Annotated in this window: 10 protein-coding genes and 1 tRNA gene; 4 read left to right on the top strand and 7 right to left on the bottom strand. The window is 63.6% G+C overall.

Features of this window, described 5'->3' with window-relative positions; translation table 11 throughout:
- Positions 1 to 197 (bottom strand): acyl-CoA dehydrogenase family protein (locus AC1DKD_RS12835; RefSeq protein WP_477111503.1); only part of this gene is annotated, 197 nt, incomplete at its 3' end.
- Between the two features lie 73 nt (positions 198 to 270).
- Positions 271 to 1995: an AMP-binding protein gene (locus tag AC1DKD_RS12830; protein WP_441626766.1), complete on the bottom strand. Its 1725-nt coding sequence runs from the start codon at positions 1993 to 1995 to the stop codon at positions 271 to 273.
- A gap of 312 nt (positions 1996 to 2307) precedes the next feature.
- Between AC1DKD_RS12830 and AC1DKD_RS12825 the strand changes: the two genes are divergently transcribed.
- Both AC1DKD_RS12825 and AC1DKD_RS12820 read left to right on the top strand, forming a co-directional pair.
- Positions 2308 to 3009, top strand: coding sequence for a TetR/AcrR family transcriptional regulator (locus tag AC1DKD_RS12825; protein ID WP_428180743.1), 702 nt, complete (start codon positions 2308 to 2310; stop codon positions 3007 to 3009).
- 101 nt (positions 3010 to 3110) lie between these two features.
- Entirely contained in the window at positions 3111 to 4112 is a 1002-nt protein-coding gene (locus tag AC1DKD_RS12820; RefSeq protein WP_441626764.1) for a lipase family protein, read from the top strand.
- A 255-nt stretch (positions 4113 to 4367) separates the two neighbouring features.
- On the opposite strand, the gene AC1DKD_RS12815 is transcribed toward AC1DKD_RS12820, so the two are convergent.
- A tRNA-Arg gene (locus AC1DKD_RS12815) sits at positions 4368 to 4444 on the bottom strand.
- Between the two features lie 483 nt (positions 4445 to 4927).
- Here AC1DKD_RS12815 and fusA point away from each other — a divergent pair.
- Positions 4928 to 6976, top strand: a complete 2049-nt coding sequence (gene fusA / locus AC1DKD_RS12810) for an elongation factor G (RefSeq protein WP_477102971.1) — start codon at positions 4928 to 4930, stop codon at positions 6974 to 6976.
- Positions 6977 to 7013: 37 nt separating this feature from the next.
- Here fusA and AC1DKD_RS12805 read toward each other — a convergent pair whose 3' ends face one another.
- The 4 genes from AC1DKD_RS12805 to AC1DKD_RS12790 form a co-directional block, all read right to left on the bottom strand.
- On the bottom strand, positions 7014 to 9443 hold the full coding sequence (locus tag AC1DKD_RS12805) for a DUF3772 domain-containing protein (protein WP_477143352.1): 2430 nt from the start codon (positions 9441 to 9443) through the stop codon (positions 7014 to 7016).
- Positions 9444 to 9911: 468 nt separating this feature from the next.
- Positions 9912 to 10331, bottom strand: coding sequence for a hypothetical protein (locus tag AC1DKD_RS12800; protein WP_441626758.1), 420 nt, complete (start codon positions 10329 to 10331; stop codon positions 9912 to 9914).
- Positions 10332 to 10401: 70 nt separating this feature from the next.
- Complete coding sequence (locus tag AC1DKD_RS12795; protein ID WP_428180835.1) at positions 10402 to 10842, bottom strand: type II 3-dehydroquinate dehydratase; 441 nt, start codon at positions 10840 to 10842, stop codon at positions 10402 to 10404.
- Between the two features lie 39 nt (positions 10843 to 10881).
- Positions 10882 to 12252: an MFS transporter gene (locus AC1DKD_RS12790; protein ID WP_477143351.1), complete on the bottom strand. Its 1371-nt coding sequence runs from the start codon at positions 12250 to 12252 to the stop codon at positions 10882 to 10884.
- 206 nt (positions 12253 to 12458) lie between these two features.
- On the opposite strand from AC1DKD_RS12790, the gene AC1DKD_RS12785 reads away from it, so the two are divergent.
- A complete protein-coding gene (locus AC1DKD_RS12785) occupies positions 12459 to 13238 on the top strand; it encodes an IclR family transcriptional regulator (protein ID WP_441626754.1) in 780 nt (259 codons plus the stop codon).
- Positions 13239 to 13385 lie beyond the last annotated feature (147 nt).

The following is a 13385-nucleotide window of genomic DNA, read 5'->3' as shown; positions in this document are numbered from 1 at the left end:
CCGTACTCCTCCGCCACGGTGATGCCGAGCACGCCGAGATCGCCCATCTTCTTCCAGGCGTCCATCGGGAACTGGTCGGTGCGGTCGATCTCCGCGGCGCGCGGAGCGAGTTCGGCCTGCGCCCAGTTGCGCACGGACTCGCGCAGCATGTCGATATCTTCGCCGAGGTGGAAATTGAGGCCTGGAAGTTCGTTCATAGGAGTGCTCGTTATGTTGTTCAGTGGGGCTGCGGGAAGCGCAGCCCGATGTCAGGTGGAAGCCGGGCCGGAGTCAGGCGGTCTTGGTCTCGTCGAGTCCGAGTTCCTGTGTCATGCGGTCGCGCATCACGAACTTTTGCACCTTGCCGGTAATGGTCATGGGCATCTCGCTCACGAAGCGGATATAGCGCGGAATCTTGTAGTGCGCGATCTGGTCGCGGCAGAAGGCGCGGATATCGTCCTCCGTGGCGGTCTCGCCCGGCTTCAGCACGATCCATGCGCACACTTCCTCGCCGTACTTGGGATCGGGCACGCCGAACACCTGCACCGCCTGCACCTTGGGGTGGCGGAACAGGAATTCCTCGATCTCTCGCGGGTAGACGTTCTCGCCGCCACGGATCAGCATGTCCTTCACGCGGCCGACGATATTGCAGTAACCCTCTTCATCGATGGTGGCGAGGTCGCCGGTATGCATCCAGCCATCGCGGATCGCCTCGCGGGTGCGCGGTTCATCGTCCCAGTAGCCCTGCATCACSGARTAKCCGCGGGTGCACAGCTCGCCCTTCTCGCCAACGGGCACGATCTCGCCCGCGCCGTCGACCAGCTTGACCTCAAGGTGTGGCTGGATCAGCCCGACCGTGGTCACGCGCTTTTCCAGCGGGTCGGTGGTGGAGCTCTGGAAGGAAACCGGGCTGGTCTCGGTCATGCCATAGGCGATCGTCACTTCCGCCATGTGCATTTGCGAGATCACGCGCTTCATCGTCTCGATGGGGCAGGGCGAGCCAGCCATGATGCCGGTGCGCAGCGTGGAGAAGTCGTATTTCCCGAAATCCGGGTGATCCAGCTGCGCGATAAACATGGTCGGCACGCCATGCAGCGCCGTGCAGCGCTCCTCGCTGACCGCCGCCATGGTGGCTGCCGGTTCGAACGCCTCGCCAGGGAACACCATGCAGGCGCCGGTGGACACGCTGGCCAGCACGGCCAGCACCATGCCGAAGCAGTGATAGAACGGCACCGGGATGCAAAGCTTGTCCTGCTCGGAGAACCGCATCGCCATGGCGATGAAGCGTCCGTTATTGACGATGTTCCGGTGCGTCAGCGTGGCGCCCTTCGGTGCGCCGGTGGTCCCGCTGGTGAACTGGATATTGATCGGGTCGTTGCGATCCAGTTGCGCGGTGATCGCGTCCAGCTCCCCGGTGATGGCGTGAGTGCCATGTGCCAGCAGCGCATCGTAGTTCAGCATGCCCGGTGTCCGCTCGCCGCCCATGCGGATCACCCAGCGCAGCGTGGGCAGGCGCGCCGCCTGCAACGCGCCCGGCTCGCAGCTTTGCAGCTCCGGCGCCAGGGTCTGCAGCATTTCCAGGTAACGCGACGTCTTGAACGACTCCGCCGCCACGATCGCCTTGCAGCCTACCTTGTTCAGCGCGTATTCCAGCTCCGACAAACGGTAGGCCGGATTGATATTCACCAGCACCAGTCCCAGGCGCGCCGTCGCGAACTGGGTCACCAGCCATTCCACGCGGTTCGGTGACCAGATACCGATCCGGTCCCCGCGCTCCAGGCCCAGCAGGCGCAAGCCGCCGGCCATGGCATCCACCACCTGCGCGAACTCGCGCCAGCTCCAGCGGATTCCCTGCTCGCGGAACACCACCGCCTCGCGGTCCGGGAAACGCGCCACGGTTTCCGCGAGCAAGGCCGGCACCGTCAGTTCGGACAGGGGGATGTCGGTCCGGCCCCGTACGTGGGAGAGCCCGCCAATGGGCAATGTGGTTGGGCTAGCGGCACCCTGTGTGGTCATACTTGTCTCCAAAGCGCTGTCGCAATCATGTCTGTAACGTGATTTCTTGAGCTTTATTCAACTTTGTTGAGCGAGGCTCAAGTCTCGGGGTGCGCATATTATCTCGTCCCTGGGCCTGCCATCCACGCGCCGGACCAGTAGCGTTGAGTGGAAAAGTACACGCTAGACCGGAAAATTGCAACCTAGACTTGAGTAAAGATCAATTACAATGCGATGACAGGGCCGAGGCGGCGCACAGGCACGCCCGGGCGCACGTTTTCATGCGGCGCCGCACTATAATCGCCGGCTTCCGGCAAGCGAGGTAACACGTCGATGGACGACATCATGGTGCGGCGCCGCATTCCCGCGGGCGCCAAGGCGGAACAACGCATCCGCGACATCCTCCGCGTGAGCCGCGAAGTCTTTGCCGAGATGGGGTACGAGCGGACCACCACGACCGAGATCGCCCAGCGCCTCGGCATCTCCGAGGCCACCGTGTTCACCTACTTCCACGGCAAGCGCGAGCTATGCGTAAGGGTGATCGAGGACTGGTACGACGAGATCATCGCGGCGGTGGAAGAGGGCATGCCGCGTGACCAGACCACCAAGGCTCAGCTCGAGTTCTTTGTGCGGACCCATTTACGGCTGTTCCTGATCCAGGGCACCGGCCTGTGCGCGCTGGTTCTTTCCGAGGGCCGCGCCAAGGGCCCCGGGCTGGGCGAGGTATTCGTGCCGCTGCAACGGCGCTACACGGCGCCGCTGATGGATATGCTGGCGCGGGCCAGGGAGAATGGGGAGATCCGCACCGATTTGCCGCTGAGTTTGCTGCGTTCGGCGATTTTTGGGCCGATGGAGCACATTCTCTGGGATGCGATCGCCAGGCAGCGGCCGGTGGATATCGAGCGGACCGCCAGGGACATCGTTGCGTTGCTCTGGCCGGCCTTGTTGCCGCCGGATCTGGAGGTAGTGGCGTTGCGGGAGTTTTATGGGGAGGTGGGGGCGGCTTTTCGGCGGGCGGGCGGCGGGCCGGTATAGGGCCAGGTGTTCCGCGCCTTGGACAAGGACTCCACACTCGCCACCAATGCCGCCCGTTCCGTAGGCTACGCTAGAGATAGTCCGCAACGGGGAGTACCACAATGACTGACGAAGAGATCATCTTTCAGGAGTGTGGCCTGCGGATCGACAGGGTCGGCGAGCTTGCGCTGCTGATCGCGGACGTGTTCAACGCTTGCCGCGCAAGCAAGGCCAGTCTCAGGCCATCGGGGCTTGAGGATTCCCTGTTTGCCCGGCTGGTTGCGACGCAGGCCGTGGCCGGCTACCTGGTGGCAAGCGATGTGCTGCTCGGGCTGGACCGGCGCATGCACATACTGGCCGAGAGGGTCTGCTACGGTGTCGTGCTGAAGGAGCCATTCGGTGCCGGCACGGACTTCGTCGTCGTCCGGGGTACGGCCAGTCTGCTTGAGTGGCTGGTCAACGCAGAGTGCGAACTGGTCGGGGTACCGTCCGTCACGACCGCCGGGAAGGTCGAGCTGGGATTCTCGAGCATATTCACTTCCATGCAGTTCCTGGCCGCCGATAACACGGGGGACGCCCAACCGCTGCTTCCGAGTCTCATGAACGTGGCAAACGGCAACAAGCTGGTCGTCACGGGGCATAGCCTGGGGGCGGCCATCGCAAGCTATCTCACGCTAGGCCTGGCGAAGGCGGGTATCGGCGGTGACAAGCTGGCGGCCTGTCTCTTTGCGTCGCCGCGGCCTGGGGACCAGGGCTTCGCGGATGACTTCCAGAGCAGGGTTGATAACTACATTGTGATCAACCACGCGCTTGACGCCGTGCCAAAGCTGCCGAAAGAGATTGCCGGCTTCAGATCGCTCCGGGACGTGTTGACATTCCCCAACCCGAACATTCCGCCTGTTGGCCCGACGATCAGGGATGATCTTCTCTGCCATCACCACGCAGTCTGCTACGCGGCGCTGGTGGCGCCTGGCGCCCTGGGCGCCTACACCGCGGACGCGGGAGTCGCGCCCGGCAAGGTTTCCTGGGCCAGCCTGCTCACGGCAAACCATGACGAGATGAACTGTGTCGTGACGGACGTACTCCTCGCGCAGCAGAATCTGGACCGCCTGCGCGGGGCATAGGCCAGGTCCGGCCTGCTGCGGCGTTCCGTTCGGAAGCGACGTTCGGAAGCGAAATACCCGGCGACTGGCGCGATTGAATTTGCTGGCACGGTTCGCCGCGATTGCAGGCTACACCACCAGCGCTGGCAGGATGGTCGCCAGAATGCAAGGCGCTGAAGGGTTGGCAGGTTCGGTCGCGGCGCAGTCCCACAGTAGCCACACAGCAGCCCAAATGAAAAAGGGCTCCCATAACTGGAAGCCCTTCAAACAAATAGGTGGTGCGGCTGGCAGGATTCGAACCCACGACCCCTTGGTTCGTAGCCAAGTACTCTATCCAACTGAGCTACAGCCGCACGCGAGGGCAGAACTATATCGCAATCGTGGGAAAATGCAATCTATTTTTGGTTAATGCATGCACGGAATGTGCGGCGGGCTCTTGTCGTACCCCAGCCAATGGCGCGAATAAAGCCGCGCGACGAGCGGGTTCAGAATATCTCGAACTGAACCAACGCATGGCCCCTCTCCTTATTGCCGTTTCCCGCGGACGCGAACCTGCGTTGCGCGCCAAATGCCGTGCCCGACCGCACACAACTCAGGCGCCCCTACGGAAATGGGAAATTTTGCGCCGGGTAATCCCCATTTTTGCGTGTCGTGGGGTGTGGGCGTACCGTCCAATACGCTTCGGGTGAGGCGTGCGGCACTCGCGCCGCCGGCCGATTCCACTGCGCGGCTTGCCTCGCCACCGCGCCGGCCCGGCGCGGGTATCACCCCATATGGTGTTCCCGGCCCCTATCGCCAATAATGGTCTAACTGACATTGCCGGACGAGGGCGCGCCATGCTTTATAGTCCCGATGCAATTCGTACGATTGCCCTGCTGGGGCACGCGGGGTGCGGCAAGACCTCGCTGGTAGAAGCGCTGCTGCACAAGGGAGGCGCGCTGCATCTCCCGGGCAGTATCGAGCGCGGCACAACGGTCTGCGATTCCGATCCTCTCGAGCGCAAATATCGCCACTCCCTCACCTCCGCGGTCGCGCACCTGCACTATCGCGACACCCGCATCTACCTGCTCGATACGCCCGGCTATCCCGATTTCTCCGGCCTGTCGATGAGTGTCCTCCCGGCAGTCGAGACTGCCGCCATCGTCATCAACGCGCAGACGGGCATCGAGATGACGACCCGGCGCATGATGGCCTGGGCGCAGGATCGCAAGCTGTGCAGGATGATCATCGTCAACGGCATCGACAAGGAAAAGACGGATCTGCCCGCGCTGCTGGCCGACATCCAGGAGGCCTTCGGCAAAGAGTGCTTGCCGATCAATCTCCCGGCGGGGCGCGCCGGCGAGGTCGCCGACTGCTTTTTCAGTCCCGCCGGCGAGGCGGACTTCCTGTCCGTGGCTTCGGCTCACGACGCGCTCGTCGATCAGGTCGTGGAGATCGATCCCGAGTTGATGGAGCTCTATCTGGAGCAGGGCCAGGCGATCGCGCCGGAGCAGTTGCATGCGCCGTTCGAGCGGGCGCTGCGCGAAGGCCACCTGGTGCCGATCTGTTTCACGTCGGCGGCCAGCGGCGCCGGCATCAGGGAACTGCTCGACGTGTTTGTGCGCCTGCTGCCTAACCCGACCGAAGGCAATCCGCCGCTTTTCTACCGTGACGCGGGCGAGCGCCGCGTCGCCGTTCGCGCCGAGCCGGTGCCCGACAAGCATGTGCTGGCGCATGTCTTCAAGATCACGATGGACCCGTATCTCGGCAAAATGGCCGTGTTTCGCATCCACCAGGGTACCGTCTCGCGCGACAGCCAGCTCTATATCGGCGACGGCCGCCAGCCCTTCAAGATCGCGCATCTGCTGATGCTGCAGGGCAAGGAGCGCGTCGAAGTGCCGCAGGCCGGACCCGGCGATATCTGCGCGGTGGCCAAGATCGACGAGATCGCCTTCGATGCCGTGCTGCACGATGCCAGCGAGGACGGCAACATCCACCTGGTCCCGCTCGATTTTCCGAGGCCGATCTATGGCCTGGCGATCGAACCGGCGCGGCGCGGCAACGAGCAGCGCCTGTCGGAAGTCCTGCAGAAACTCGGCGCGGAAGACCCGTGCCTGCGCATCGAGCATCCGGCCGGCACCAATGAAACCGTCGTGCTTGGCCTTGGCGAACTCCAGTTGCGCTGCGCGCTCGAACGCCTGACCGACCAGTACAAGCTCGAGGTGGTGACGCGGCCGCCCAAGATCGCCTATCGCGAAACCATCGGCGGCAAGGCCGAGGGGCACCACCGCCACAAGAAACAGACCGGCGGTGCCGGCCAGTTCGGCGAGGTGTTGCTCCGCGTGGAGCCGCTGCCGCGCGGCACGGGCTTCGAATTTGTCGACGCGGTCAAGGGCGGTGCGATTCCGGGGCAGTTCATTCCCGCCGTTGAAAAGGGTATCCGCCAGGTTCTCGAAAGCGGGCCGCTGGCCGGCTTTCCGATGCAGGACGTGCGCGTTACCGTGTTCGATGGCAAGAGCCATTCGGTCGATTCGAAGGAAGTGGCGTTCGCGGCCGCCGGGCGCAAGGCCTTTATCGATGCTGTGCTCAAGGCGCGGCCGAGTGTGCTGGAGCCGATCGTGGATATCGAGGTGACGATGCCCGAAACGGCGATGGGCGACATCATCAGCGACCTCTCCGCCAAGCGCGGACAGGTGCGCGGCACGCGTACGGCGGCCGGCAACAGCGTCGTCGTGGCGGGGCAGGTGCCGCTGTCCGAGCTCAACGACTACCAGTCACGCCTGAACAGCATCACGGGCGGACACGGCAACTACACGATCCAGCTCAGTCACTATGAACCCGTGCCGCCCGCCCAGCAGGAACAGATGGCTTCGCAGCACAAGTCGCATGGGGAGGGCGCGGCCTGACGGTGCGGCAGGCCGATGGCCGATGGCGCCGGCGGTATCAGGCGTTCAGCGCGGGCAGGTTTTGCACTCTCAGCGTTTGTGGCACCGACAGTGAGATCTCGGCCGCGCGCAGCCGCTTCAGGATCTCGAACAGCAGGTCGCTCTTTGTTTCCGTGGCGATCCGCGGGCTGCCTACGTAGCCCGTCACGCTCAGCGTGATCCCGTTCGATGCCAGCTGGCTGAACGTGACGGACGGCGCGGGCTTCTCGAGTATCGCCATGTTTTCGCGGTAAGCCTCCAGCAGCAGATCGCGCACATGCTCGGGGTCGATGTTCAACGGGAACGTCAGCTGCAGCGTCGCCACACCTTGCGTGCTATTGCTCATCGTCACGTTGCGCAGGTTCTGCGATATCAGCTGCGAGTTCGGCACGATCACGGTGGAGCGGTCGCCTAACTGGATTTCCGTCGCGCGCACGTTGATGCGCCGGATGTCGCCCTCGACGCCGCCGATGCTCACCATGTCGCCGACCTTTACCGGACGCTCGGTCAAAAGGATGAGCCCCGACACGAAGTTCTTGACGATCTCCTGCAGGCCGAAGCCAATCCCGACCGACAGCGCACTGACGATCCACGCGAGGTTGTCCCATTTGACGCCCAGCAGCGACAAGGTCAGCAATACGATCAGTACGTAGCCGATATTGCTGAACAGCGTAACGAGCGAGACCCGCAAGCCCGGCTCCATGCATACCTTGGGCAACAGCTCCGCATCCAGCCAGCGCCGTACCGAGCGCAGCAGGTAGATGCCAACCGACAGCGCTATGGCGGCGCTGAGGATCCGATCGGGCATGATATTGAGGCGGCGCAGCTTTTCTCCGCCGAGCACCGTGAGCAGGCTGTTCAACAGATCGCTCGGTGTCGTGCCGAAGCCGCCGGTCAGCAAGGCAATGACCGCGACCAGCAGCAGCAGGCTCGTGCCGATGCCCGACACCACCGTCGACGCCTGCTCGAGATGGCTGTCGCCCAGGCCGAACAGCTGCTTGATGACTTTGCCGCTCGAATGATGCAACGAGAAAACGCACTCGCAGACGTCGCGTGTCAGTTGCGTCAGCAGATACAGGCTACACAGGACGATATCGACCCAGACGAGTTCGTAGGTCAGGAAGCGCGCGAAAGTGATATAGCCGATAAGCAGGGCGAACAACGATGCGATCACCGTAATCGTCACGCCAGCGTGGATCATGCCGGCCAGCGTGGAGCGCGCCTCGGGCTGCTCTCCCGCCGCGCAGAGCAGGGTGCGCACGCGGTTGGCGCGCAGCAACGCCGCGCCGATTGCCAGGACCACGACAAGCGACACAAGGCCGCGGCCCGACAGCGTGACTTGCAGGCTGGTATCGGCGCTCCGGTTCAGTTGCTCGAGCGTGCCGGCCAGCAGTAACAGGCCGGCGAGGACAGCGGGGAACGGGCTCATCGCCAGCGCGACCCGATCGGYGAGTGCCGGCAGGCGCCATGACGGATGACGCGTGCATAGCAGCGCCCGGCCGAGGCCGGAAATCAGCGCGCTGGTCAGCGTCAGCTTTCCGAGTTCRCTGATCAGGTCTTGCAACTGGGGCGGCGGCTCGTAGTATCGGGTGAAGGCGAAGCAGACGATCTGTACCGCGACCGCCGTCGTCACGACGGTCGCGAGGGCTGTCGCCAGTGCGAGCGCGCTGCGCCGCAGGCGGGACTCCGGCAATCGCGTCAGGCAGAACCACGCGAGAGCCCGCTCGATGAGCCGGCGGCCGATCAGCCAGACAGCCAGCGCAAGGAGTACGAGGAGGGTGGTGACAGCCTGCTGACCCGGCTGCCAGGCCAGTTGCCACAACGGGACGACCTGCTCCCTGAACGCACTTAGCCTTTGCTGGTCTTCCGGTGTCGGCTTGAACAACGGCATCCAGAACTGCGCGCTCAGGATGCTGTCCGAGCGCAGCGCCAGCTGGTTCTTCAGCAGGCTGCGCTGCAGCTTGGCGATCTGCCCGGTCAGGTTGGCTACGTTCTCCTTGTCGTCGGCCGCCTGTTTCAGTCCGTTGTCCAGCTGCGTCTTGCGCGCGTTGAGTTCGGCCCGCTGCTGCGCGACGGCAGGTGCTTCCGGCGTCGTTCCGGCGGCGGGCGCCGGGCCGAGCACATCGAGCTGTGCCTGCAACTGCGCACGCTCGGGCAGCAGTGCCGCGGTCAGCTTGTCGACGTCGCCCGCCAGTTGCTTGATGTCATTGTCAAGCCCTTCGAGCTGCGTGCTGCTCGTGGCGGCCGACGCCAGCTGCTTGATACGGTCCTGTTCTGTCTGGAGCCTCTTCAGTTCAGCGACGGCCTCGGCGTGCGAAAGTGATGTTGCGAGCTGGGCGTCCGTACTTTTTACGGTATCGGCGGCGGCGGCTGTCGGCAGCGCGGCCGGGCTCAGGTGGAATAGCGCAATCAGCACAAGGCTCAGCGCGAGCTTGGGGAGTTTGCTCATAAGACAAAAAAAGCTACAGATCGGCTAGCCGGGCAAGCAATCGGGCACTTTTCCGTGGATGGCCCTGGTTCGCCAGACGGCGCGTTGCCAGGCTCGACGATCGGGATGTTGGACGGCCGCGGCGCCGATCAAACGGGAAGTCGATCAGACGGCTGGGGCGCGATTTCGGTGGCGTGCTCTTGCTCTGGCGGAGAGGACGCCCGGTACTGGGCGGTCAGTGCGGGACGCTGCGATACGATGCCGTGCGGGCGGTAAGCCGCTGCAGCAGGGCCGGATTGGCGGCCGAACTGGCTTACTCATCGCTTGCGCAGGCCACATCGCGCTGACCAGTCTGGTGGTGGCGGTGGGCCGGGGTTTGACCTAAAGAAGCTGCATTATACATAGGCATGCCGGCGCTCCCGATCGTGCGGTTTTTTCCGGTGTCCGCAGGAACGGAGCTTGCCAAACAGCATATTGGCTCGCCAGGAATCACTGCATGACAAGGCCGTCGGCCATCTGGTCCAGCGCCATGGGAGTGACTTCGGATGAGCCGTAGACCACGCCAGCCACAGGCGCGGTACCTGCCGCCACCATCATCGTCTGGACGGGTTGTTGCGCCCTGAACGAGACCGAACCTTTAGTGACACTGGCCGCTGTCACGGTATAGGTGCCCGCTTGCAGGTTCCCCAGGGTCGTCGATTGCCCCACAGTCTGCCGGTAGCCGCCGGGGCCGGTGACCGTGACGTTGGCGGGCGTTCCCGCAGGCAGGCCCGAGATGATGATGGAGAGGGTGCCGGGCTTGCCGTCACCGGCGGTCACTTCGACCTCGCCGCCCCCGCCGCACGCGGCGACGATGAGGCAGCAGGTGCCGAGAAGTAAGCACAGGGCATGTCGGAGCGTGGACGTCATGGCTGGCTCCCGTGGAGGTTGGCCGCAATGGAATCATGGCGGCGCGGCAACACGATGTCCAGTCCGGGGACTAGCTCCGCAATGCGTCGGCCATGGCGCGAAGCGCCAATGTGTAGCCGGCAACGCCAAGCCCGCAGATCACGCCCGTGGCCGCCCGCGAGATGATCGAATGGCGATGGGTCTCTTCGCGCGCGTGGATATTCGTGATGTGCAGTTCAATGACCGGCCGCTGAATCAGCTTGACGGCATCAAGCACAGGTACGGATGCAAAGGAAAACCCGGCCGGATTGATGATCACGGCGGCATTCTTTTCAAAGGCTTCCTGGAGCCAGTCCACCATCGTGGCTTCGCTGTTGGTCTGACGAAAATCGCAGTCGATCCGCAATTCGTCAGCCAGCCCGGCGACGCGTTGTTGCACCTCGGCAAGCGTGGTCGTGCCATACAGATGCGGCTCGCGCTTGCCCAGCATGTTGAGATTGGAGCCGTTCAGCAGATATACGAGTTCGGTCATGGTCTGTGCCGCGCGGCCAGGGGCTGCGCGCGTCGTGGGTTAGCGGGACTGGCTGGTGCCAACTGAGAGGAAAGGAGCGCCATCGGCCATGTCGTTCGGCGCTTCCGCGCGGTTCAGGTCGATGCCACGCGTTTCGGGCGCCGTCAGAATCATGGCCAGCGAGATGRGGTTGAACGCGACGCACACCGCAACGACGCCCCACGGTGATCCGTTGCAGACTGACAGGAGCCACACCGCAACGACGGGCATCGGACCGCCGGCAATCAGGTTTGCCCCCGTGTAGGCAAGTGCGGATCCCGAGTAGCGGACATTGGTCGGGAATGCTTCGGCGAACGCGACCGGCTGAATGCCGCTCTGGAACTGGGTGAAGCCGAGGAAAAGCCCCATGATGGCAAGCATCGGCAGGAAGCTCTTGGTGTCGAGGATCTGGAAGTAGACGAACAGAATCAGCAGCGTCGCAACGGAGCCAATGGCCAGCGCCTTCTTGCGGCCGATCTTGTCGCTAAGCATGCCGCCCGCCAGTGCACCGAAAATCGCGCAGACGTTGGCACCCATCAGCAGCAGGAAGCCGGTCTGCTTGGGCACGGCGAGCGTCTTGGTGATGTAGCTCAGCGAGAACACCACAATGAGATAGAAAATCGCCGCGGGTCCGCAAAAGAAGAGCATCCAGCGCAGCACCGTTTTTGAATGGAACCGGAACGCGTCGCGCAGCGGATTGCCGGCTTGCGCCACCCTGTTCTTGCTGAGTTCCACGAATGCCGGCGTTTCATTGACCTTCAGGCGGATATACACGCCGACGATCACCAGGACGAAGCTCAGCAGGAACGGCACGCGCCATCCGTAGGACTCGAAGGATTCCGCTGACATCGTGGAGGCGAGGAGAAGCAATACGCCGTTGGCAAGGATCTGGCTCAATGGCGAGCACAGGCCCAGCAAACCGGAATACTTGCCGCGCCGGTCCGGACTGGCGTGCTCGATTGCCATCAGTTGAGCGCCGGTCGATTCGCCGCCGAGCGCGAAGCCCTGCAGAACGCGCAGCAGCACCAGCAACACCGGTGCCCAAACGCCGATCTGTGTGTAGGTGGGCAGCAAGCCCATCAGCACGGAGGACAGTCCCATGATCGTGACGGTGCCCAGCAGCAGATTGCGGCGCCCCAGCTTATCGCCGAGATGGCCGCAAATGATCGCCCCCAGAGGCCGCGCCGCCAGGCCGACACCGAACGTGGCCAGCGATGCGAGGAGCGCGGATGTCGGCTCCATCGCGGGAAAGAACAGCTTGGGCAGAATCGTAGCCGCCAACGCCCCATACAGCGTGAAGTCAAACCACTCTAGTGCGGTGCCAATGGTGGCGGCTGCGACGGCGCGCGTGCGCATTGCCGCATCGGCGTGGCGCGGTGTCTCTTCAGTCATTTTGTCTCCTAGCGTCTCTTGCTGGGGATGGCATGCAGCGCTGCCATCCGGTGCCGTTTGAATCCGTCCAACAACGTTGCCCTTCGTGCCGGTTGGAGCGGTGAATGCATGCTAGCAGCGGTTTGGGAATGCCATTCCGAACTTGACGTATTGGTATCTTTGTTGAATAGTAAAAAACTATATATTTCATTGGCAGGGAACTCGCCATGTCAGGCGTACTGCGCACACTTGGAATCCTCGAATACCTTTGTACCCAAGTCGAGGCCGTTCCCCTGGCCGCCATCGCCGATGATCTCGATATCCCGCGCAGCGCGTGCCATCGCCTGCTGGTCGATCTCAAGAACGCGGGCTATGTGCGCCAGTTGCGGGACCACGGCGACTACATACTGACGACCAAGCTGGTGGGGATGGGACTGGGCTTTCTCGCGACTTCCGGCATCGTCGATATTGCCCAGACAAGGCTGGACCGGCTGGCGGAGACGTCGGGTGAACTCGTTCGCCTGGCCATCGTCGACGGGGACCGCCTCACCTGGGTGGCCAAGGCGCAAGGGGCGCTGAGGGGGCTGCGGTATGACCCCGACATGGGCATGGACACCATTCTTTCCTGCAGCGCAACCGGACATGCCTGGATGCAGACCATGACGGATGAACGCGCCCTTGAACTGGTGCTGAAGCAAGGCTTCGGCCAGCCCAGACAATATGGCCCCAATGCGCCAACCACCGTCAAAGCCTTGCTGGGCTTCATCCACAAGGCACGGGAGCGCGGCTATGCCACCATCAATGAAGTGTTCGCACCGGCAATGTCGGCCATGGCGGCGCCCGTCCAGCGCCGGGGGTATCCCGCAATTGGGGTGATCAGCATTGCGGGCCCCCTTAGCAGGCTCAGCGAGGCACGCATGAAAGAGCTGGGCCCGGCACTGCTTAGTGCCGCTGCGGAACTGGCCGCGGCTAGCCACGCCTCCGCGCTTTTCAATCGGACTTCCTAGCCGGGCAAGCGCAAACGGGGCGGGCCGCAGCCCGCCGTTTTCCATCAAGCCGCCTGCGCTTCGCGCAGTGTTTCAGTTGTGCGTGCCGTCCGTGAACGGATCGCGACGATCCGTAGCCTCGACGATATCCTCTTCGCTTGGGATGTC

This window comes from Cupriavidus sp. 05T313 (genome assembly GCF_056396665.1).
This window is presented reverse-complemented; position numbering and strand designations above follow the sequence as displayed.